Genomic DNA, 23172 nt, shown 5'->3' on the forward strand with positions numbered 1-23172 from the left:
GCTAACTATGAATCTTTTGTAGTAGTACCTCTAAGTAAAGATACGACACCAGTTCTAGCAACTTCTTTAATGCCATATGGTCTTAATAATTCAAGCATAGCAGTAATTTTTGACTCATCTCCAACCACTTGAACTATCAGTGAGTTGCGACTCACATCGACGACGCTTGCGCGGAATGGTTCAATTAAGTTAAGAACCTCTGGCCTAGTGTTTGCTGTTACCATTACTTTAATGAGTGCTAGTTCGCGAGTAACATTTGGTTCATGGGTAATATTAATGACCTTAATCACATCAATGAGCTTATGCAGCTGCTTCATAACTTGCTCAACCGTTGGCTCATCTCCCCTAACAACAATTGTCATTCGGGATAAACCAACTTCTTCAGCTGGACCTACAGTAATACTATCAATGTTAAATCCTCTTCGACTAAAGAGACCAGAAATCCGTGAAAGAACACCCGATTGGTCGTTAACAAGAACAGAGATTACATTTTTAACATTTTTCATATTACTCATCTCCTCTCATCATATTCTCAACTGGAGCGCCTGGTGGAATGAAAGGAAATACGTTTTCTGATTGTTCAACAACAAATTCTAACACACACGGACCCTCAAAAGCTAATGCTTCATCAATGATTTGCTCTGCCTCTTCCGGAGTAGTTGCACGGAATGCTTTAATGCTATAAGCTTCAGCGAGTTTCACAAAGTCTGGATGTCCTTTAAAGATTGTTTGTGAGTAGCGCTTTTGGAAGAACATTTCTTGCCATTGACGCACCATTCCCAAAGCCCCATTATTCAGGATTGCAAGCTTTAATGGAATCTGATGTTCAGAGATTGTCGCTAGCTCTTGAATATTCATTTGCACACTACCGTCACCGGAAATACAAATTGTCTGGCGTTCTGGACGCCCAAGCTGTGCACCGATTGCTGCAGGTAAGCCATAGCCCATAGTTCCCAAACCACCAGATGAGAAGAACTGATTCGCTTCATTAAATGTATAATATTGCGAAGTCCACATCTGATGCTGCCCTACATCGGTAGCGATAATGGCTTTACTATCTGTCTTTTGACAAATTGTGTCAATTACAAATTGCGGACGGAGCTTTCCATCACCTTTCAAGTATGTGAGAGGATACTCACTCTTCCAAAACTTAACTTGTGTTCTCCATTCTTCAATGTCCAAAGGCTCAACATGTTCGATGAGCGCTTCCAATACATTCTTTAAATCGCCCACGATTGGAATATGTGCAGAAATATTCTTACCAATCTCAGCAGGATCAATATCTACATGAACAATTTTCGCGTGTTTTGCGAATTCGTCAAGCTTTCCTGTCACACGATCATCAAAACGTGCACCAAAGTTTAATAGCAAGTCACACTCATTGACAGCCCAGTTTGCCGCTATAGTACCATGCATCCCTAACATTCCTAAATGTAACTCATCACTTCCTGGGAATGCACCTAACCCATTAAAGGTTGACACAACAGGAATGTTCGCTGTTTTAGCTACTTTATATAATTCATTGGAAGCATTGGAACGGATCATTCCCCCACCAGTCATAATCAATGGTTTTTTTGCTTCTTTAATTACCTTCGCTAGCTTTTTAATCTGCCCTTTATTTGGCGCATACGTAGGATTATAGCTTCGAATGTAGACGCTGTCTGGATAAGAAAATTCGGCTAATTGCACGCCTACATCTTTACAAAAGTCAATCAGAACTGGCCCTGGTCTCCCAGTCCTAGCAATATGAAAGGCTTCTTTCATTACACGAGGAATCTCTTTAATATGCTTTACCAGATAATTGTGCTTTGTAATTGGCATTGTAATACCTGTAATATCCGCTTCTTGGAAAGCATCTGTTCCTAATAGGTCTGTCCCTACTTGGCCTGTAATACATACAAGTGGAACTGAGTCCATATAGGCTGTAGCGATTCCAGTTACAAGATTCGTTGCCCCTGGTCCTGAAGTTGCAATACATACTCCGACTTTTCCAGTCGCTCGAGCGTAGCCATCGGCTGCATGAATTGCACCCTGCTCATGTCTAGCTAGAATGTGCTTTAACCCACTATCATAAAGAGCATCATACACCTTCATAATAGCTCCCCCAGGGTATCCAAATACAAGATCTACGCCTTCTTGCTTTAGACACTCAATTACCATCTGTGCTCCATTGATTTTTTCTTTTTCTGTTTTGGCTCCACTAGCACTCATCGCGATATACACCTCTCTCTTATATTTCTTCTCTCCTAGCTCATCCAGTGAACTTTATCTTTTATCTAGTGTTACTTCGTTATATATGCTGTGTCATATTTCTAACTTCAGCTACTTATTTCCGTTGTCTCTATGGAAAGCCAGCTTATTTTTTAAACACTGCCCCTGTATTAGCGGATTGAACCAATGAAGAATAGCGCTTTAAATATCCTTTTGTTACTCTAGGCTGTTTAGCATCAATGGTTGCTTTTGAGTCTTCAATGCGTTGTTGAATCTCAGCGTCGCTTAACTTAATATCAAGCTTACGCTTTGGAATATCGATTGCAATGATATCCCCTTCTTGTACAATAGCGATTGGTCCATACGCTTTCGCTTCTGGAGAAACGTGCCCGATTGACGCTCCACGAGTTGCTCCAGAGAATCTTCCATCCGTTAGTAATGCTACTTCCTTATCTAAACCCATACCTGCTAATGCAGAGGTAGGTGTTAACATTTCTCTCATACCAGGTCCACCACGGGGTCCTTCGTAACGGATGACTACTACATCACCTTTTACAATTCCGCCAGTCATAATAGCCTGTACAGCACTTTCTTCCCCATCGAAAACTTTAGCAGGCCCTTCATGAACCATCATCTCAGGAGCTACTGCCCCTTGCTTTACTACCGCACCGTCAGGAGCTAAGTTTCCGAAAAGAATCGCGATTCCACCTGTCTGATTGTAAGGATTATCGACTGGACGAATTACTTCAGTATTTAAATTTGCAGCATTCTCTAAGTTTTCACCTAAGCTTTTGCCAGTTGCTGTAATGACAGATGTATCTAATTGACCAGCTAGCACCTTCATTACCGCTTGAATTCCACCTGCAAAGTACAAATCTTCAATGTGTTGGTCTCCAGCAGGGCTTAATTTGCAAAGTTGCGGAGTACGTGCACTAACTGAATCGATATACTTTAAGTCTAAATCAGCATCTAATTCATTCGCAATTGCTAATAAATGCAATATAGTATTAGATGAGCATCCAAGTGCCATATCGACGGATAAAGCATTTTCAAGTGCTTTGGCAGACATAATATCTCTAGGACGAATATTCTTTTCCAGTAGTTCTAATATTTTGATTCCAGTGTATTTTGCTAATCGCTCTCTATGAGCAAACACCGCAGGAATTGTTCCTGATCCAGGTAATGCCATTCCAATTGCTTCCGTTAGACAGTTCATAGAGTTCGCTGTAAACATACCAGCACAAGAACCGCACCCAGGACAAGCGTTCTCTTCCATTTGATATAAGTCAGCTTCTGACATTTTCCCTGCTTTCACAGCTCCAACTGCTTCAAAGACACTACTTAAGTCAACGCTTCTATCTTTAAATTTACCAGCTAGCATCGGTCCACCACTAATGAAAATCGATGGCTTGTTAATTCTCGCAGCTGCCATAAGCATACCAGGAACAACTTTGTCACAGTTTGGAACGAATACTATCGCATCGAAGTCATGAGCACTTGCCACTACTTCAATGCTATCACAGATGATTTCTCTACTCGCGAGGGAGTAATGCATTCCTAAATGATTCATTGCAATACCATCACATACAGCAATTGTCGAAAATTCTAATGGTGTTCCACCTGCCATCCTTACACCAGCTTTGACAGCTTCAGAGATTTGCTTAAGATGCTTGTGTCCAGGAATAATTTCGTTATGAGAGTTAACAATCCCAATCAGTGGCTGCTTTAACTCTTCATCAATATACCCCATAGCCTTAAAAAGCGAACGATGAGGTGCTCTTTCGATTCCTTGTGTCACTTGATTCTTCATAGTATAACTCCTCCATTAGTGTAAGGTTAGATTCTGATAGGTATTAAAAAAACCCTCATCTCTGTATACAGGATAATCCTGTAACAGGGACGAAGGTATTGGTCGCGGTACCACCCTGGTTCACTTAAGTTTTACAACTCAAGTCTCTTGATCCACAGATAATAATAGTATTCGCTTTTGGGCGGAATCCTATCATCCATCATGGATACTGTTCAACACGTATCGTGTGTCTAACGATCAATCCTAGTGGGATATCGTAATCGATATCGGTTCAGTTGATTGCTTTGAGGTGAGTTCACAAATAGCTTAGTGGCCTGTTCTCATCCTTCCAGGCTCTCTGTACACTAATACTCTATAAGTTACTTGTCCTCTTCATCGCTTATCAATGAAAATGTTTTGCAAATTTTCTGAAATCTATGATTATTCTTTGAATGTTTATAGAAAATTATATCTAGCTAGCAGTGAGATGTCAATACTTATGACCCACTTTTTTTCAAAGGAGTGAAGGTTAATAATTGATAACTTCCCAAAAATTGCACAGTAGATCCCGTCTTCTTAACATGAGCTAATGCTTTCTGTACTTTTTCATCATCAATATGCCCATGCAGGTCAATAAAAAAGTGATAAGAACCTAGTTGCTTCTTCGTTGGACGAGACTCAATTTTCGTTAAGTCAATGGATTCCTCTGCAAAAGAACGCAATACTTCATATAATGCTCCTGGATAGTCCTTCCCTAAAGTAACAAGTATAGAAGTCTTCCATGGCTCATTATCTGAACGTACATATTCTAATAGTTCCTTCCACTTCTTCGTTACTAATACAAAGCGGGTATTATTATTCGTGCGATCTTGAATATTTGCTGCTAGAATCGTTAAGTCATAAATATCTGCCGCGAGTACTGTTCCGATGGCAGCTTTATCTCGATCTTTATTTTCATGAATATATTCTGCTGCCTTTGCCGTACTTTGTAAATGCTCTGTTTGCGCATTCGGCAAGAACTCTCTCAAATAGTGCCTACATTGAGCTATCGCCTGCGGATGAGACATCACTGTCTGAATCTGATCTAGATGAACCCCATGATTGACTAATAACGAGTGAGAAACGGGTACTACGACTTCCTTCGCAATATATAGCTCTACTTGATTGGCTAAGAAATCTACCGTCAAGTTCACTGACCCTTCAATAGAGTTCTCGATTGGTACAACAGCAGCATCGATTTTCCCTTCATCAGCCGCTAGAAGAACATCAGCAATACTCGGATAAGGAATTAATTGACGATTCTTGGGCATAAGTTGTTCTGCTGCTTGTTGTGTAAAAGTACCCCTAGGACCTAAATAACCTATTTTGTATTCCATAAAGTTGCTTCCAATTCCTTTCCTATTTCTCCAGCCCGTTCCTTAGCTCTTGCCACTGCAGCATATAATATGTCATGAAATTGATTGTCTTCAAGTTTTTGCAAGCCTGCGGCAGTCGTTCCGTTTGGCGAAGTCACTTGTTGTCGTAATATTGCTGGTTCTGCTTTCGTCTCTAATAGCATTTTGGCAGCCCCATAGACAGTCTGCACTACAAGCTCACGCGATACTTCCTGTGATAAACCAGCCTCAACACCAGCTTTCTCCATACCTTCAATAAGGTAATAGATATACGCCGGTCCACTACCGCTTAAACCAGTCACCGCATCCATTTGAGACTCTTCAACAACTGCAACTTTACCGATAGTCTCGAAAATTTTCTCAGCTATGTGCAATGTTTCAGCATTTACATACTTACCTTTGCAAATACCAGTGGCAGATTCGCATATAGCACTAGAAGTATTCGGCATTGTTCTAATCACTGGAATTTCTTGTTTAATAATAGTCTCGATGATCTCAGTTGTAATCCCCGCTGCTACGGATATAAGAATTTGTTGATTATTAAGAAAAGCAGCGAGCTCCGTAGTAACATCCTTAATAGCCCAAGGTTTTACCGCAAGCACTATGACGTCTGCAAGTTCACACCCTTGCTGAATCGAGGAAGCTAGCTCAACTCCATATTTTTCGCGCAATTCTACTAGACGATCATGATTTTTTTGATTTGTAACATAGATTTGTTGCGGTGCAATTATTGCTGATGTTACAAGTCCTTTTATAATGGCTTCCGCCATCGACCCAGCACCAATAAAAAAAATCGATTTTCCTAAAGTACTTGCACTCATCGTGTTCCCTCATCTCTGTACATTTTATTACATATGGCTCACTCTATTTTTCATGATATACTTTCATTACATTCCAAGACGTACTTCCATGACGTACAATTCACTTTCTATTGACGAATTTGTCCTTGGCCGTACAGTCGGTATTTATAGCTTGTTAATTCCGGTAATCCCATTGGTCCTCTAGCATGTAGCTTTTGAGTACTAATGCCAATTTCCGCTCCAAAACCATATTGGAAGCCGTCCGTAAATCTCGTAGACGCATTATGATAGACAGCCGCGGCATCCACTTCATTTAAAAATTTGTTGGCGTTTTCACGATTTTCTGTAATAATCGCCTCCGAATGACGACTACCATATATCTCTATATGTTCGATCGCTTGGTCAACAGATTCGACGATTTTCATAGCTACTATATAGTCTAGAAATTCCGTATAATAGTCTTCCTCTGTTGCGGATTCTACCCTCGAATCTAGAGTTTGTGTTTTTGCACAACCAAGGATTTTCACACTCTGCTCTATTAAAGCGTCATTAAGAGTAGTAAGATGATTGCGAGCCCATTGTTGCTCGACAAGAATTGTCTCTATCGAATTACATACTGCCGGACGTTGTGTCTTTCCATTGATTGCAATATCTATTGACATACTTACTTGTGCTTCCTTATCAATAAATAAATGACAATTACCAACTCCTGTTTCTATCACAGGTACCGTAGATTTCTGAACTACCATTTGTATCAACCCAGCCCCACCGCGTGGAATCACTAAGTCCAGGTATTGATTTAATGTAAGCATTTCCTCTACTAACTTACGATCTAAGCCTTCAATGAGTTGTACAGCATCTGGCGATACCTCTGTTCCTTGTAATGCTTTCTTTACGATTGAAACTAAGCATGTGTTACTATGAATCGCATTAGAACCACCACGTAGAAGGACAGCATTGCCCGTCTTCAAACAAAGTCCTATCGCATCAATCGTAACATTTGGTCGCGCCTCATAAATGATACCGATGAGTCCAAACGGTACTCTAACCTTTTGCATCAAGACATTCGAATCTAGAGCTTTCTCGAGTAATACTTCTCCGATTGGATCTTCTAATTGAGTAATTTGCTCTAAACCTTCTACCATATCTTTAATTCTCGCTTCTGTTAAAATCAAACGATCGATAATGGATTGAGAAGTTTGGTTGGCAATTGCCGCATCAATATCCTTTTGATTCTCCGCGACAATGACATCAATATTTTGTAGTAACCCTTGAGCAATGGCTAAGATTGCTTGATTCTTTGCCTCTGATGATGTCGTGGATAACTTACGACAGACCTGTTTTGCTATTTTTGCTTTTTCTACTACTTCTGACATGGATATCCCTCCGAGCGATTGACTGATTATATTTCCAACCATAATAACACATTTCTCTAGTGGATAAATAGGTCATTTTTATGAATAACAATAATTCCTTTTGGTCGAATTTCTTGTTCTAATATGCCTTTAATCTCCGCACTGGAAATGCTGACAACGCCCTTCCCTAATTCTTTGCCAGATTCACTACAAATTTCAATGACATTTCCGCTACAAAAATCACCTTTTATTTCTTTTACCCCAGCGGCTAAAAGACTTTTGTTATCATGATATATCGCATGTTCTGCACCATGGTCGACAAAAATCTTACCCAGTGGCTTACTTGCAAAAGCTAGCCATTGCATCCTATTTTTTAACGTCTTTTGGGCAGGAAGAAACTTCGTTCCAATATTCTCATGCTCTAAGAAAATCTTCTTCAACACCCACGGTATTGAACCCTTTGCAATATATGTAGTAGCACCGCTCAGTGTCGCAATTCTCGCCGCTTCGATTTTTGTGATCATACCACCGGTACCAGCCTTGGTACCAGCACCTTTAGCCATTTGTTGAATTGATTCATCAATTATGTCTACAACATCTAGCTTCTTCGCTTCTGGATTATGCTTCGGGTGATCCGTGTAAAGACCATCTATATCTGTTAGAACAAGCAGTGAATCGGCCTCTACAACACCTGCAACAAGTGCTGCAAGTCGATCATTGTCACCAAATTTAATCTCATCCACTGCTACTGTATCATTCTCATTCACAATTGGAAGAATGCCGTTTTGCAATAAAGTCTGAAACGTATTTTTGGCATTCACGTAGCGTTTTCGGTCTGCAATATCTTCATTGGTTAATAAAATTTGTGCGACATTGATGCCTTCGCATTGGAATAGTTGTTCATAACGGTGCATTAATAGACCCTGACCTACAGCAGCTGCTGCTTGTTTCTGTGGTACGAGAAGCCCCTCGCGCTCCCAACCTAACTTACCAAGCCCTGCCGCAACAGCACCAGAAGATACTAACACCACTTCAAACCCTTTACGCATGAGGTACGCTATCTGTGTTGTCAGCTTTTCCATTTGATCGTGGGCTATAATTCCATCGGCCGTAAGGCTACTACTTCCTACTTTTATTACTACTCTATTCTTCATTTTCGTCCATCTCCTATAAAGAAAACTTAGCATTCGCCAAGCCTTAGGCGAAGAGAATGCTTTAGTTGCACTTATTTCGCAGCTTGGCGATACTTATCTCTCACTTATAAAGTGAGAATTAGTAAAGCCGCTAAGATAAAGAAAACTTAGCATTCGCCAAGCCTTAGGCGAAGAGAATGCTTTAGTTGCACTTATTTCGCCTGTACCCCTTGCGGGTGAAGCTTGGCGACACTTATCTCCCACTTTCACCTAAAGGTACGTAATGGTTCTAACTATTTTAAAAATAGAAGAACCATTCTGTAGAAGTGGGAGTATTAATAAAGCCGCTGAGATAGAAGGATTCTATATACTAGCAACGAAGTAGTGCGTTATAATGCTACAATTTAGCACGTTTTATTAACATTTGTATTAAAAAAGAAGAGTTCATCATCCAGTACGGACGAGAAACTCCATTTCTCACTTAAGATTTATCAATCTTAGCGCCTGATAAAATAGGCTTTAATACCCTAATATTACATTTCACGCCATGCGCTTCAAAGACTTCCTTCATAACAGTTTGCACTTGTTTTGAGTCGTCAGTAGTGAGTGCTAAGATTGTCGGTCCCGCTCCACTTAGCACTACTCCTAGGGCCCCTGCCGCCTTGGCATTTTCTATTACTTCATTCATGCCTGGTATAAGTGTACAGCGGTATGGCTGATGCAATCGATCTTCCATAACCTCTGCTAATAATTGTAGGTTATTCGTTATAAGAGCAGTCACTAACAACGATGCCCTGTTCACATTAAATAACGCGTCCTGAAACGATACTGTGCTAGGCAAGACTTCTCTTGCCTTCTTCGTCGCTAACGGAAATTCTGGGATTGCGACAACTGCTTCAATCTGGATACCAGGTACTATTTTCTGATAAAGCAATTTATCCTTGCCCCATCCCGCGACAATAACTCCGCCTAATAAAGCAGGAAGTACATTATCAGGATGTCCCTCAATCTTTGTCACGAGTTCAGCTAATTCTTGTTCACATAATGGATTATCTAACAGCGCGTTGGCTGCGACAACTCCCCCTACTACCGCTGCCGCACTACTCCCAAGACCTCTTGCAACAGGCACTTCATTATGAAGATGAATACGTAATCCAGGACAATGTTGCTCAACTTGATCAAAGACCATTTTCGCAGCTTGGTAGACAATATTCGTTTCGTTTAGACTGATATCAGACTCGCCTTCCCCACTAACAGTTATCACTAACGAATCATGGATTGCCATTTCTACTGTATTATACATATCCAACGCCATTCCCATCGTATCAAAGCCCGGGCCTAGGTTCGCAGTCGTAGCAGGTACTGTGACCTTTACCATTATGTCTCCTCCAAATCATATCTGTTTAGCCAATAATCTTCTTTAATACAGCTTCTTTCTCTGCTGGAACTACTTCCGGCTCGTAATTCGTTACACTTAAAGCTGTGTTAGGATCCTTTAAGCCATTCCCTGTAAGGACACTTACAACTTTAGAACCCTTTGGAATCGTCCCATCTTGCACAGACTTTAATACACCTGCTAGAGAAGCAGCCGATCCAGGCTCTGCAAAAATCCCTTCACGCTTTGCCATTAATTTGTATGCAGCAATGATTTCTTCATCAGTCACCATATCAATTTTTCCATTAGATTCTTTCGCTGCGTTTACTGCCCCGTCCCAGCTTGCTGGGTTACCAATACGAATCGCTGTAGCAATTGTCTCTGGTTTTTCAATAATTTCATTTTTCACAATTGCAGCTGCACCTTCAGCTTCAAAACCTAGCATAATCGGAGTTTTTGTAGAAATCTTATGCTCGCAATATTCTTTAAAGCCTTTCCAGTACGCAGTGATATTCCCTGCATTACCAACTGGTATAACTAAGTAATCTGGTGCATCTCCCAATTGATCACACACCTCAAAAGCAGCCGTTTTCTGACCTTCTATGCGATATGGATTGACAGAATTCACTAATGTGATAGGCTCTTCATCAGTAATATCACGCACAATTTTTAATGCTTGGTCAAAGTTACCTTCTATAGCTACAACTTCCGCACCATAGATGATTGCTTGCGCTAATTTCCCTAACGCTATATTCCCTGCAGGAACTAACACTAGGCATCGCATACCCATGCTAGCAGCATACGCAGCAGCGGCAGCTGATGTATTGCCTGTAGACGCACACATAATCACTTTACTACCTTCTTCTGCTGCCTTCGCAACAGCCATTACCATTCCGCGGTCCTTAAACGATCCTGTAGGATTTAATCCTTCATATTTAAAATATAGTTCAATCCCTAATTCTTGAGAAAGATTTTTCGCGTAAACAAGTGGTGTGTTTCCTTCATATAAAGTCACGCGAGGTGTCTTATCTGTTACAGGTAAAAATGCTTTGTATTTTTCAATAATTCCTTCCCACTTCACTGCTTATTTGCCTCCTTCTTCTACTCGAACAATATTATAAACCCTAGCAACTTGAGCAAGTTTGCCTATTTCCTTTGTAGCCTTTTGTAGCTGCTCGTGTCTTACTGTGTGTGTTACAAGTACAACTTCTGCTTCACCAGTTGCACAATCTTCACAACCTGCGCTTCTGCCTCCACGTTGAATAATTGATTCTACGCTGACGTTATTCTCACCTAGAATTCGAGTGACACCTGCTAATACGCCAGGCTCATCCTTAGCGAGTAGACGAATGTAGCTTTTGGAAACGATATCATTGATATCTTTAATATTCTTATCATGATAACACGTACAACCAATTCTGCCATTGGAATTACTACGAATATTTCTTAAAACCTCTACAACATCCCCCATGACAGCACTCGCTGTCGGGAGTTCGCCAGCACCTCGGCCATAGAACATCGCATCACCTAACGCCTTACCTTTTACAAACACTGCATTATATACACCATTAACTGCAGCTAGCGGATGATTATTCGGGATAAACGTAGGATTTACTCGTACTTCAATTTGACCATTTTCACGCTTCGCCACACCTAAAAGTTTAATGACATATCCTAAGTCCTTCGCGTACGCAATATCGCGCGCAGAGATTTTCGTGATCCCTTCCACATTTACATCATCAAATGTAACACGTGAACTAAAGGCAATAGAGGCCAAAATAGCCGTTTTTCGCGCAGCATCATATCCCTCTACATCAGAGGTTGGATCAGCTTCTGCATATCCCAGCTCTTGGGCTTCCTTTAACACATCAGCAAAATCTGCTCCTTCTTGTGTCATCTTGCTTAAAATGTAGTTGGTTGTTCCATTTAAGATTCCCATTACTTCTACAATATCATCAGCGGCTAAACTTTCCTTTAACGCGCGAACAATTGGAATCGCGCCAGCAACTGCAGCTTCATACATTAAGTCACATTTCTTTTGGTCCGCTAGTTCAAAAAGCTCTTGTCCTGATATAGCAATTAAATCTTTATTCGCAGTAACTATATGCTTCCCTTGATTGATGGCGTCGATAATGTGTTTCTTAGTTTCTTCGATTCCACCCATAACTTCAATAAGGACCTGAATATCTTTATCCATAATAACATCCAGAGGATTATCTGTGAATATATCTTCGGAAAGTTCTATATTACGTTTCTTATTTAAGTTCTTTACCAGAACTTTTTTAATTTCAATGTGATACCCTGTTTTCTTAAATAAATCCTCTTGATTTTCTTTAATAATTCTCGCCACACCAGTACCAACAGTACCTAAACCTAACAAACCAACTTTTATTGTTTCCATAATTCCCACTCCTCATAATTGATTGTAATCGTTTCTTTAATTACTATTAGATATTGCTTGAATTTTGTATATACGTTAATTCTGTCCTACTAAATGAGCTTTCTTAACTCCTTGTAAGCTAACAAGGTTTTCTAATAACAGTGGCAAGTCTACATCCATAGACTTGGTTTCTATTGTCAAAGTAACAATTGCCATCCCTTGTAATGGTAAGGTCTGATTGATTGTCAAAATGTTACCTTGGTGATTTGCAACAGCACTCAGAACCTTCGAGAGAATCCCAGATTCGTGTTTTAAATCTAGGGCGATTGTAACAATGCGCTCCCTGGATGCCTCGTGAAAAGGTATAATTCCGTCTTTGTACTTGTAAAAGACGCTTCGGCTGATCCCTACACGTTCCACTGCTTCTTTGACAGTTGCAACCTCGCCTCTATTTAATAGTTCCTTAGCTAAAGCTGTCTTGATTACAACGTCTGGTAAGATATCCTCCTGGACAAGGTAATATGTAGTTTGTTTAGACATGTTTATTCATCACCTTCTGTCCTCGAATGAGATACAAACGTCTCTGCATAATGGACATTATAGCACGGATTCAAAAAAGGTCAATAGTGTATCCTCATTATTTACATTAAATTTGACGAAAATATACATTATCGATAACATTAACTCAGTTTACTCAACATCACAGAATTCAACATTTGTAATAAAACATTCTTCTTTTTTCTAAAAATAATTAAGCTACTTAAAACAATTAAGTTACATAGGAGTGGTTGAAATGATAATTGGGGCACATGTATCTTTTGCGAAGGGGTTTCATGCAGCAATTCAAGAAGCAGTGAATATGAATGCTACGGCATGTCAATTCTTTACTAGAAGCCCTCGAGGTGGTAAAGCCAAGGATTTAATCGATAGGGATGTAGAAAAAGGAAAAGCTCTTGCCGTAGAGCGTGGCATTCAATCTATGGTTATTCATACACCTTATATCATCAATTTAGCAGCACCGAAAGAAGATACCTTTACTGCAGCAAAGGAAATTTTATCTCTTGATATACAGCGTGCTCAGATATTAGGGGTGCAAAATGTAGTTGTCCATACAGGTTCTCATACTGGTAGTGGCGAGAAACAAGGCATCAAAAGAATTGTACAAGCACTCGATGAAACACTCACTGGAGAAGAGCAAACAACAGTCTTATTAGAAATGATGTCAGGACATGGTTCAGAACTAGGTGGAACGATGGATCATATCCAAGAAATTCTTAGCCTTGTGAAACATCCAGAGAAGATAGGCGTTTGTGGTGACACTTGCCATATGTATACGGCAGGATATGATTTAGTCCAAGATTTAGATGGTGTATTGGACGAATTCAATCGTAAAATAGGTCTTGATCGTTTGCGAGTATTCCACGTAAATGACAGTAAAATGCCCCTAGGTAGTCATAAGGATCGTCACGAAGACATCGGTTATGGTACCTTAGGGGGCGATTTCTTCCAATCATTTGTTCGGCACGATAAATTACAACATGTTACGTTTATTCTCGAAACTCCAACTGGAGTATATAAGGAAGAAATTGCTTATATTCGAGATAACGCTCCTTTACCACCACGCAGCTAATTACCCATGATCTGAATAGGCGGGAAAATGTTCGGTGGTTTCACTGACGGACTATCTCCGCCTCCTTCAGTTCCTTGCGGCAATCCTCTGCCGTTATAGTAGAATTGTGGAACATTCCCTACATACAAGGCATAGGCGATTGGAATTCGTGTGACAACCTGGGTATTCTTCGTATCAAAAGGAATTACAATCTTAACATCTGCCTTTACTTCTACAAACACGACATGCAGGGTTTGGTTAATACCTGCTTCTTCGAAACGCCAATCCACATTCGTATACGCAGCTCCCTGAGGAACAATCGTAATCGGAATCGTTGGTCCATATTGTGATAATATCGTTGAGTTAAATGCCTGACCGATTGGAATGCGGATTACTTCCTTTTCTATCGCATTTAATGTGTTTTGAACGCGTATTGTTGTTTCGGCAGCTATCCTAGAAACTTCAGAGAAATTTAATTGCGCATAAGACACTCGACCTTGACTATCCAATTTAATATCTAATAGATTGCGATAATCTGTTTCCTCGGCAATCTTTTTACTGACGGCATCGTTAATCGCTTCCGTTGCAATTTTTTTCGTCCGCACTTCAGCAATTGAGATTAGATTTGGACGTAAGTTTGTCTCCAAATAATAAAAGCTATATAAGCTGCCATAAATTGATACAGCCATAAACAAAAATAGTATCAGTGAATGTTTTCTTCGATATCGTTTAAAAAGGGGCACTATCCAACACCTCGCTTATAACAATTCTATGCACGTGTGTTGGAAAAGTATTCTGCTTGTATATCTTTATTTGACTTTTGCGTACTTTCTTTCCCTATATAATAGTCGTCGACAAATTGTCTGTTATGGCAAATATTTTTTTGCTTTTGTTCACTATTTGAAATTATGTTATAATAAACTATAATTTTTTGCTAATGACTTATCGCATTTTATATGCTTTATAAATAGAGAGGAGTACCATCCGATGTCAGAAGGAAAAGCGCCGACAAATTCAAATAGAAAGAAACAGTTGAAAATGTTAGGGGGCCTATTTTTAAAAGGATTAAAATTATTTATAGCTATAGCAGTTGTTATTGGATTCTTTGCAGGTGGAGCAGTGACAGGTTTTGTCGCTTCGAAGGTGAATGGCATGCCTACACCAACGAAAGAGGAAATTAGAGAAAAGGTCAATGAAGGCTGGCAAGTAGGTTTTGCTTATTTCGACGATAGTACTCTAATCGGGCAATTGCGTGCTGAGGAAAATAGAAAAACAGTGGAACTAGATGAAATCTCACCGTATTTAATCGATGCCTTTATAGCTACAGAGGACAGAGACTTCTTCAACCATCCTGGCGTGAATATCATGGCAGCATTCCGAGCAGTAAAGCAGAATTTAGTTGCAAGGGATATCGTGAGTGGTTTTAGTACGATTACCCAACAGCTTGCACGTAATACTTTCCTTACGCACCAACAGTCTATGGAAAGAAAAGTACGAGAAATGTTTCTAGCTCTACGTATGGAGCGCGCCCTTACGAAAGAAGAAATTTTAACGGCATACTTAAATAAAATTTATTTCGGAAAAGATGCCAATGGCTCTAATATATATGGCGTCGAAGCTGCAGCCAAAGGTTATTTTGGCGTTTCTGCGAAAGACCTAAATTTAGCTCAAGCTTCTATCATTGCCGGTTTACCACAGAATCCCATTGGATATTCATTATATCGCAACCTTGAAGGTGCGCAAAACCGCCAAAAACGTGTACTTAATTACATGTTAACAAGTAAATTCATTACTAAGTCTGAATATGATGAGGCACTAGAATACGATATCAATGCTAACTTAATTCGCCCGCAAGCCCGTGCATATTCGAAGTATCCATTTGTAATGATGGATATTGAAGATCGTGCTGCAGAAGCACTTGTGAATGCAGGATTATATGACGACAAAGCTGAAGCGCACTACGCGATTTTAAGTAGTGGTGTGAACATTTATACAACAATTCAACCAGAAATGCAGAAAATCGTTGATAACGTTCTAAGCAATCCAGACAACTTCATGAAAAATATTAATTATAAACATCCTCTTACAGGAGAAATGATTGAAGATGCCATGCAGGAAGCTGGTGTCACAATGGTAGACCCTAAGACTGGTGCAATCTGGGCAATGGGCGGAGGACGTGAGTTCCAAAGAAGTCAATCGAACCATACTCGTGTGACTCGTCAAACTGGCTCTGCCATGAAAGCAATTGCAGTATTTGCACCTGCCATCGAGAAAAAAATCCTTATGCCTGGCAGCGTGATTGATGATGTACCATTTGTAAGAGACGATCCATCGGCGGCTTCTGGCCAATATTTCCCGCAAAACTGGGATAAAAAGTTCCATGGACTGATTACTGCACGTGTAGCTTTACAGTGGTCCTATAACATCCCAGCTTTGAAAGTGTTTGAACAGTTATCGCCACAAGTCGGAATGAGCTATGTCGAGCAGATGGGCGTAACTACGTTAACTCCGGGTGATAAACGACAATTAGCCTCTGCCATAGGTGGCCTCGAAAGAGGGATTAGTGTAGAAGAGATGATTGGCGCTTATGCAACCTTTGCCAATAAAGGCGCGCATAACGATCCGTTCTTAATTAAAAAAATAACGGATGTGAATGGTGATATATTGTTCGAGCACAAACCAAAGGCCGTTCCTGTGTTTTCTGAACAAACAAGTTATATTATGACGGATATGTTACGCACTGTTGTACGAAGTGGTACTGGTGGACGTGTCGGTGCAGAATTTAAAAACCGTGATATTGTAGGCAAAACTGGTACGACAAATGACACAAAGGATTCCTGGTTCTTAGGATATACTCCGGACGTTGCATTAGGCGTGTTTATAGGGTTTGACATTCCATATCCTATGCCATCCAGTGAAGGGTCTCGTTCGACAATTATATTTAATAAAATCATGAAGGAAGTATTCGATAAATTCCCTGATCGCTTCCCTGCGAATAAACGTTTTGTACAGCCAGAAGGCATTGAAAGTGTAGCTGTCTCGACAAAGTCTGGTAAATTACCTTCTGAAGCTGCTGCTGAAGCTAGTTGGGTAGCTTCTGACTTATTCTTAAAAGATGCAATACCGACGGATTACTGCGATGTTGCGATAAAAGCAAACTATGTAGAAGTGGAAGGCAAAAAATATCTTCCAAGTGAATTCACTCCAGCCCATAAGCTTAAGGTTGGCTATTTCATTAAACGTCCTGCCCCTTACGTATTGCCGGAGGGTGACCGCAAGTACTTACCTTTAGATGCTGATCAGGAGCTTCCTACTCAAGTGGATCCGCTCAATGATCCTAGTATGATGCCACCTAAGGAACCTACTGGTTTACGCGTGTCAGAACATACAGCAAATTCTGTCACATTGCGATGGACGCCTAGCTCTAGTTCCGATGTAAAGGGCTATATATTAGAAAGAAGCGATACTCCTTCTGGAATTTTCGTCCCAGTACATGAGGGTGTTATTACAACAACTAGTCTTACAGATATTGCTGTAGCTAACTCCTTCACATACTATTATCATGTAAAGGCAGTCGATAGTCAGGACCGGAATTCATCACCAAGTAATACCGTGAGTATACGACCTGGAACATATCCACCGAAAGCACCAGCTAGTACTAGCATCACAGAATCACCGATGGGTATAGCTCTTAATTGGGTGCATAATGCGACAGAAGAGAACGTTTCCCGATATAAAATCTATCGTGCTACTTCTGCCAACGGACCTTTTGAATATATCTCAGCTACACCAGACAACCGATATACCGATGTAACGGCAAATGCCCAAGGCGCATTCTGGTATTACATCACAGCTGAAAATGACAGTGGTGAGTCTGCAAAATCTAAGACTTTAACCCTTGTAAAAGGAAACACAAACCCTGGTGATCAACCATCAAACCCTGGTACAGAACCTCTATCAAACTAGCGAACAAACGTAAATCAGTCATTAAATGCATCACAGGATTAGTAAAAGCTTGGTAAAACGCCAAGCTTTAGAAAAGAGAATTCTTATATACTAAAGCAAAAAGCCACAAGTGGTAGCGAATGAATAGCTACTGCCTGTGGCTTATGTTTTTCCTAGATAATCCTAGGATACGATAAATTTTTTCTTGTGTTTTCCATAATCGATGTGCCTCATATACAGTAATAGACATGAACTTGATTTTTTGATGGAATGTCAATTGAGCTACCCGTGGCAAGTCGATTGTTGCTACACAAGCTATTTTAGGATATCCGCCAGTTGTTTGACAGTCAGCCCCTAATATCACCGGTTGCCCGTCAGGGGTAACTTGAATCGAACCATATGTTACAGCATCAGATATAATTTCTTTACTTTGGTCGTTCATATGCTCTAAGTTTCTTCCTTGAAGTCGTATTCCCATGCGATCGAAATCCTTCGTTACTTGATAGACTTCCTGATAAAATGAAGAGAGACCATGTTCGGAGAATGATTCGCTTTGCGGTCCTTCGATTACTCGTAACGTAACGGGATCGTTGGGATATACATTTTCTAACACATTAGGTAAATATTGGTGATTTAACGTACGCCTACATTGAATGTCGCCTGTATAATCAAGGTATGGTATTTGGTCGCCCGCCCTTAATCGTCTACCTTCGATTCCGCCGATATGTGCACGAATATATGTTGCTGCACTCCCCATCACCTTAGGGACTTGAAACCCACCTAGCACAGAAAGATAACTCCGACACCCTATGCCGATGCCACCTTGTTTCCCAAACGTAAGGACATCATCACGCTGGACTGGAATGGTGCTCCACATGGGGATTTTCTTATCGTTTATCATTGGCTGAAAGTCTGCTCCCGCGAGAGAAATGATTGTACTTTTTGAGAAACGGATAACAGGCGGTGTTAGAGTAATTTCCAAGCTAGGTGTATTTCTGTGATTCCCTAGTAAAAGGTTGCCAATCTGATAGGCATGAGAATCCATAGCTCCAGATACAGTCATGCCTTGCCCCCTGTATCCAATCCTGCCTAAATCTTGTATTGAGTCCAGTAATCCAGCGTTTTCAATGACAATTCCTTCTATATTGCTTTCCACTGACCGACCGCCTCCACATGGATTCCATTAGCCAAAATTCCATGTTTTAATTGATGAGCAATCGCTACGGCATTTTCATGATCCCCATGGATACACAATGTATCTGCGACCTTATTCTCATCACGTAAGAATTGTAACGCTTGTTCTGTTGCCTGTTTAGGTTCGCAAATCACAGCATTGGCCTCAGTTCTTGGAACTAGCGTTCCATCCTGTAGATATCGACGATCAGCAAATACTTCAACTGCAACAGGTAATCCATGTTGTTTTCCTAGCTCCAGCAGACAGCTATTAGCCGGAGCAAAAAGAATACATTCCTGGCGCGCTACTTTACATATGGCTTGAACAATCGCCTCTGCGACAACAGGATCTTTCACGGCACGGTTGTATAACGCTCCATGAGGCTTGACGTGTTGCATACTCCCCCCAAAAGCAGTAACCATACCTTGTAAGGCAGCGATTTGATACATGACCATATGATAGATATCTTTCTTGTCCATCTCCATATACCGTCTACCAAAACCTATACTATCTGGATAGCTTGGATGGGCACCAATCGCAACGTTATATTCTAACGCCTTCACAATAGTATTCGCCATAACTCTTGGATCGCCAGCATGAAACCCACAAGCAAGGTTTACAGAAGTCACATGTTGTAACATTTGTTCGTCATTTCCCAAGGAATAAATGCCGTAGCTTTCACCCATATCGCAATTTATATCAATTTTCCTCATAACTTATCTCCTAATAATGTATGATACGTTTCTCTATCAATTGGCGTAAAACGGATATAGTCGCCCGATTTTAATAGAAATGGTGATTCTCTGTAAGGATTATATAAGTCTATCGGTGTATGACCAATAATCCTCCAGCCGCCAGGACTATCTACAGAGTAGATTCCTGTTTGCTTCCCTGCAATCCCTACGGACCCTGCCTTCACTCTTAATCGAGGTTTATCTAAACGTGGAGTGGCGATTTGTAAGGATAAGCCTCCTAGGTACGGAAAACCCGGTGTGAATCCAAGCATATGTACTAGATATATCCTAGCAGAATGTATCGCTATGACGTCGTCCGTAGTTATATTATGAAAGCTTGCGACATCTTCTAAATCAGGACCATGTTCTTCACCATAAAATGTTGGAATCTCAAGAATCTGTTCAATTGAAACATTGGTTCTTAAGGAAGAATGATTGGGAGATGTGCAATTCGGAAATGTATGATTTAGAGATTTATTATGTTGGTATAATTCTTCTTCAACTTTTAGTAATTGATTAACTAGTTCCTGATATTCTATGAGATATGGATTATAGAAGACTGTCAACGTCGTGTATGCGGGTACCCACTCTACAATTGCATGGATTTCTTTTCCTTTAAGTATTTCAATAAACGTGAGGATGCGATTTACCGTATTCTCATCAATGCAATTACCAAAGAGGATTTGGATTCCTTGATCTCCTAAAGGCCTATATTCAAGCATTCCATTCTCCCCTTTACATAATTGATAAACAAAACTTGACATACACCAAGTCCTTCTGACGAAGGTGAATGCCTTAGTTGCCGTTATACTATCTACATTTAAAAACTTATACTTTCTGATAGTATAAAAAGATATCGTTCATCCTAGTGGATTTACATATTTGTAAGACTATTGCTTTAAGGTAAGAACCGTAACACCCATCCCGCCTTCATTGTAGTTCGCGATTCTCATAGATTGTATTCTCGGATGCTTTCGAAAATACTCTTGAAGTCCAACACGTAATGCACCTGTTCCCTTGCCATGTATGATTGATACTTCTCGTAGACCCGCAAGAATCACTTTATCTAAGTAGTGTTCAATATCATAGATAGCTTCGTCAATCGTTTTTCCGCGCAAATCTAACTCCATCCGCACATCGGAATGTTCTTTTTGTAGCCTGACAATCTGTTTCGTCTCTATAATAGGCTTCGCCTTGATTTTATCTAAATCTTCACGTTTTAGTGTGACCTTCATAATCCCAACTTGAACAAGATACTCTGAATCTGATGCTTTCTGTAGTACTGTACCTTTTTGATTGAGTGATCGGACCTTTACTTCATCCCCTGCGGTCAATTTCTCCATGAGACTGATATGTTTTACATCCGTTTTCTTCTCGTGCTTTTGAAAACTCAAAGTGTCAATAGCTTCTATTTCTTTCTTTTTCTCAATTAATACATGATCCTTGAGGATTTGCTGCTCTTTCTGTAAATCTCGCAATTCAGAAATAATTCCTTCTGCAGCTTTCTTAGACTGGGCAATCTCTAATCGCGCTTGATCTTCTAATTGCTTAATTTTCTTCTCTTTAAATTCTTGAAATTGGCGAATATCGTCCTGCATTTTTTGTTTTTGTAACTCTAGTTCTCTCGTAATCTTTTCAATCTTTTGTCGCTCATCTTCAAGTTCTTTACGGCTACTCTCTAAATTTTCTAAAAGTGAATTTACATCTTTCTCTTCTCTACTTAGATATTGCTCTGCAAGCTGTATATATCGTTCTTTTAGGCCTAAGCGCCGTGCAATCGCTAATGCATTACTCTTACCTGGTATCCCTATCAACAACCGATACGTAGGTCGCAACGACTCCACATCAAACTCAACGCTTGCGTTAATCATCCTTGGCATATTGTAAGCAAAGCTCTTTAATTCACTATAATGGGTGGTGGCAATGGTCGTTACTTTTAAATTGTGTAAGTCAGTCAATAATGCCATTGCTAGGGCTGCGCCTTCTTGCGGATCAGTCCCTGCTCCCAATTCATCTACGAGTACTAAACTATTAGGAGTGACGGATTCCAGAATATATATAATATTGGTCATATGACCAGAAAAAGTACTAAGGTTCTGCTCAATACTCTGTTCATCGCCTATATCTGCATAAATGCCGTCAAACACTGCAAAATGGCATTCTTCTTCCGTAGTCGGTTGCACTCCCGAACACGCTAGAAGTGATAATAGGCCGATTGTTTTTAATGTTACCGTCTTCCCGCCCGTATTCGGACCTGTGATGACGATTGTATGAAAATCCTCTCCTAGGGTAACATCTACAGGTACAACTTCACTGTCATGTATTAAAGGATGTCTTACCTTTCTTGCTTTAATGAAACCTTTATCATTTAAGATTGGGAATACTCCACGCTTTTCAACCGCATACATTGCTTTTGCAAAGATACAATCTAACTCCTGTAAACATACCATATTGATTTGAATCTCATCGGCATATATTGCTACTTTTTCCGTCAGGTCACGCAGAATACGATCGATTTCATTCTTTTCTTTAATTTCCATTTCCTTCTGCTGATTGTTTAGTGATACAACACTTTCCGGTTCAATGAACAATGTAGCCCCGCTCGATGATTGATCATGCACCATACCACCGAAAACTCCTCTGTATTCCGATTTCACAGGAATTACATATCGGTCGTTTCTTGTGGTTATGATTAAGTCTTGTAGCATTTTTTGATAATTTGAATTCCTTAGGATTTCATCTAATTTCTGTCGGATTCTACCTTGCAAGGTTTGAATCTGTCGGCGAATTTGTAACAATGTAGGTGATGCACTATCTTTAATCGTGCCATTTTCATCAATACATGACTCTATATCTCTTTCGAGGGAAGGATGCTCGTTCAAAGGTTCAACATAAGGGTAAAGCGATGTACCTTCAATATTTATATTCTTAGCATGGTTCTTCCAGTAATCTTGTATAAAATTCCGAACACGTCTAGTACCCCGTATTGTATTTGAAATATTGAGTAACTCTTCTGCATTCAATACACCTTGCATCTTCGCCCGTTTTAACGAGGTTCTAACATCACGAATCCCACCAAAAGATAAGTGGCCTTTTTTATTCAGTATTGCTTTCGCTTCTTCAGTTTCCTGCTGCAACTTTTTCGCAATCGCAATTTTATTAGTAGGTAATAACTGTTCAATTCTTTCCTTACCCATATGGGTTTGCGCCTTTTGGGCAATTAATAATTTAATTTTATTGTACTCTAAGATTCCTAGATCTTTCGCGCGCATA

18 protein-coding genes and 1 other annotated feature are annotated in these 23172 nt (G+C 40.1%); of the genes, 2 read left to right on the forward strand and 16 right to left on the reverse strand.

Going from position 1 to position 23172, the window contains the following annotated elements; genetic code table 11:
* Positions 1-5: 5 nt before the first annotated feature.
* From ilvN to BHU72_RS13360, 11 genes are all read right to left on the reverse strand, one after another.
* Entirely contained in the window at positions 6-506 is a 501-nt protein-coding gene (gene ilvN, locus BHU72_RS13310; RefSeq protein ID WP_069703123.1) for an acetolactate synthase small subunit, read from the reverse strand.
* Between the two features lies 1 nt (position 507).
* The gene (gene ilvB / locus BHU72_RS13315; protein ID WP_069703124.1) at positions 508-2211 is read right to left on the reverse strand and encodes a biosynthetic-type acetolactate synthase large subunit; all 1704 of its coding nucleotides are present in this window, start codon (positions 2209-2211) and stop codon (positions 508-510) included.
* Positions 2212-2356: 145 nt separating this feature from the next.
* The gene (ilvD, locus tag BHU72_RS13320; RefSeq protein ID WP_069703125.1) at positions 2357-4021 is read right to left on the reverse strand and encodes a dihydroxy-acid dehydratase; all 1665 of its coding nucleotides are present in this window, start codon (positions 4019-4021) and stop codon (positions 2357-2359) included.
* Positions 4022-4103: 82 nt separating this feature from the next.
* Positions 4104-4406: a binding site (T-box leader), on the reverse strand.
* A 91-nt stretch (positions 4407-4497) separates the two neighbouring features.
* The gene (gene pheA / locus BHU72_RS13325) at positions 4498-5376 is read right to left on the reverse strand and encodes a prephenate dehydratase (protein ID WP_069703126.1); all 879 of its coding nucleotides are present in this window, start codon (positions 5374-5376) and stop codon (positions 4498-4500) included.
* Positions 5361-6215, reverse strand: a complete 855-nt coding sequence (gene proC, locus BHU72_RS13330; protein WP_069703127.1) for a pyrroline-5-carboxylate reductase — start codon at positions 6213-6215, stop codon at positions 5361-5363. The genes pheA and proC overlap by 16 nt, the downstream gene beginning before the upstream one ends.
* A 107-nt stretch (positions 6216-6322) precedes the next feature.
* A complete protein-coding gene (locus BHU72_RS13335) occupies positions 6323-7570 on the reverse strand; it encodes a glutamate-5-semialdehyde dehydrogenase (protein WP_069703128.1) in 1248 nt (415 codons plus the stop codon).
* A 56-nt stretch (positions 7571-7626) separates the two neighbouring features.
* Positions 7627-8703 carry a glutamate 5-kinase gene (gene proB, locus BHU72_RS13340; RefSeq protein WP_083248482.1) on the reverse strand — a complete coding sequence of 359 codons (1077 nt, stop codon included), beginning with the start codon at positions 8701-8703 and terminating at the stop codon, positions 7627-7629.
* A 460-nt stretch (positions 8704-9163) separates the two neighbouring features.
* On the reverse strand, positions 9164-10060 hold the full coding sequence (gene thrB / locus BHU72_RS13345; RefSeq protein WP_069703130.1) for a homoserine kinase: 897 nt from the start codon (positions 10058-10060) through the stop codon (positions 9164-9166).
* Positions 10061-10085: 25 nt separating this feature from the next.
* Entirely contained in the window at positions 10086-11138 is a 1053-nt protein-coding gene (thrC, locus tag BHU72_RS13350; protein WP_069703131.1) for a threonine synthase, read from the reverse strand.
* Positions 11139-11141: 3 nt separating this feature from the next.
* The gene (locus BHU72_RS13355; RefSeq protein WP_069703132.1) at positions 11142-12458 is read right to left on the reverse strand and encodes a homoserine dehydrogenase; all 1317 of its coding nucleotides are present in this window, start codon (positions 12456-12458) and stop codon (positions 11142-11144) included.
* Positions 12459-12533: 75 nt separating this feature from the next.
* Positions 12534-12977, reverse strand: coding sequence for an ACT domain-containing protein (locus BHU72_RS13360; protein ID WP_069703133.1), 444 nt, complete (start codon positions 12975-12977; stop codon positions 12534-12536).
* Between the two features lie 253 nt (positions 12978-13230).
* On the opposite strand from BHU72_RS13360, the gene BHU72_RS13365 reads away from it, so the two are divergent.
* Positions 13231-14067, forward strand: a complete 837-nt coding sequence (locus BHU72_RS13365; protein ID WP_069703134.1) for a deoxyribonuclease IV — start codon at positions 13231-13233, stop codon at positions 14065-14067.
* On the opposite strand, the gene yunB is transcribed toward BHU72_RS13365, so the two are convergent.
* Positions 14064-14789, reverse strand: coding sequence for a sporulation protein YunB (yunB, locus tag BHU72_RS13370; protein ID WP_069703135.1), 726 nt, complete (start codon positions 14787-14789; stop codon positions 14064-14066). The two genes, BHU72_RS13365 and yunB, sit on opposite strands and share 4 nt — an antisense overlap.
* A gap of 244 nt (positions 14790-15033) precedes the next feature.
* Between yunB and BHU72_RS13375 the strand changes: the two genes are divergently transcribed.
* Positions 15034-18012: a transglycosylase domain-containing protein gene (locus BHU72_RS13375; RefSeq protein ID WP_069703136.1), complete on the forward strand. Its 2979-nt coding sequence runs from the start codon at positions 15034-15036 to the stop codon at positions 18010-18012.
* 127 nt (positions 18013-18139) lie between these two features.
* Here the strand turns inward: BHU72_RS13375 and BHU72_RS13380 are convergent, their stop codons facing one another.
* The 4 genes from BHU72_RS13380 to BHU72_RS13395 all read right to left on the reverse strand — a co-directional run bounded on the left by BHU72_RS13380 (position 18140) and on the right by BHU72_RS13395 (position 23171).
* Positions 18140-19147 (reverse strand): 5-oxoprolinase subunit C family protein, encoded by a 1008-nt coding sequence (locus tag BHU72_RS13380; protein WP_083248483.1) that lies wholly within the window; start codon positions 19145-19147, stop codon positions 18140-18142.
* A complete protein-coding gene (locus BHU72_RS13385; RefSeq protein WP_069703137.1) occupies positions 19132-19878 on the reverse strand; it encodes a LamB/YcsF family protein in 747 nt (248 codons plus the stop codon). The genes BHU72_RS13380 and BHU72_RS13385 overlap by 16 nt, the downstream gene beginning before the upstream one ends.
* Positions 19875-20621, reverse strand: a complete 747-nt coding sequence (pxpB, locus tag BHU72_RS13390) for a 5-oxoprolinase subunit PxpB (protein WP_069703227.1) — start codon at positions 20619-20621, stop codon at positions 19875-19877. The genes BHU72_RS13385 and pxpB overlap by 4 nt, the downstream gene beginning before the upstream one ends.
* Positions 20622-20789: 168 nt before the next feature.
* Complete coding sequence (locus BHU72_RS13395; RefSeq protein WP_069703138.1) at positions 20790-23171, reverse strand: endonuclease MutS2; 2382 nt, start codon at positions 23169-23171, stop codon at positions 20790-20792.
* Position 23172: the final 1 nt, after the last annotated feature.

Origin of the sequence: Desulfuribacillus stibiiarsenatis, assembly GCF_001742305.1 — a bacterium.
Classification (GTDB): domain Bacteria; phylum Bacillota; class Bacilli; order Desulfuribacillales; family Desulfuribacillaceae; genus Desulfuribacillus_A; species Desulfuribacillus_A stibiiarsenatis.

Bases quoted from the DNA above. Each gene is read 5' to 3' on its own strand.
- BHU72_RS13385 (WP_069703137.1), bottom strand. From the start codon at position 19,878: ATGAGGAAAATTGATATAAATTGCGATATGGGTGAAAGCTACGGCATT.
- BHU72_RS13335 (WP_069703128.1), bottom strand. From the start codon at position 7,570: ATGTCAGAAGTAGTAGAAAAAGCAAAAATAGCAAAACAGGTCTGTCGT.
- ilvB (WP_069703124.1), bottom strand. From the start codon at position 2,211: ATGAGTGCTAGTGGAGCCAAAACAGAAAAAGAAAAAATCAATGGAGCA.
- proB (WP_083248482.1), bottom strand. From the start codon at position 8,703: ATGAAGAATAGAGTAGTAATAAAAGTAGGAAGTAGTAGCCTTACGGCC.
- ilvD (WP_069703125.1), bottom strand. From the start codon at position 4,021: ATGAAGAATCAAGTGACACAAGGAATCGAAAGAGCACCTCATCGTTCG.
- pheA (WP_069703126.1), bottom strand. From the start codon at position 5,376: ATGGAATACAAAATAGGTTATTTAGGTCCTAGGGGTACTTTTACACAA.
- BHU72_RS13355 (WP_069703132.1), bottom strand. From the start codon at position 12,458: ATGGAAACAATAAAAGTTGGTTTGTTAGGTTTAGGTACTGTTGGTACT.
- BHU72_RS13395 (WP_069703138.1), bottom strand. From the start codon at position 23,171: ATGCGCGCGAAAGATCTAGGAATCTTAGAGTACAATAAAATTAAATTA.
- proC (WP_069703127.1), bottom strand. From the start codon at position 6,215: ATGAGTGCAAGTACTTTAGGAAAATCGATTTTTTTTATTGGTGCTGGG.
- BHU72_RS13365 (WP_069703134.1), top strand. From the start codon at position 13,231: ATGATAATTGGGGCACATGTATCTTTTGCGAAGGGGTTTCATGCAGCA.
- thrB (WP_069703130.1), bottom strand. From the start codon at position 10,060: ATGGTAAAGGTCACAGTACCTGCTACGACTGCGAACCTAGGCCCGGGC.
- pxpB (WP_069703227.1), bottom strand. From the start codon at position 20,621: ATGCTTGAATATAGGCCTTTAGGAGATCAAGGAATCCAAATCCTCTTT.
- BHU72_RS13360 (WP_069703133.1), bottom strand. From the start codon at position 12,977: ATGTCTAAACAAACTACATATTACCTTGTCCAGGAGGATATCTTACCA.
- BHU72_RS13375 (WP_069703136.1), top strand. From the start codon at position 15,034: ATGTCAGAAGGAAAAGCGCCGACAAATTCAAATAGAAAGAAACAGTTG.
- ilvN (WP_069703123.1), bottom strand. From the start codon at position 506: ATGAAAAATGTTAAAAATGTAATCTCTGTTCTTGTTAACGACCAATCG.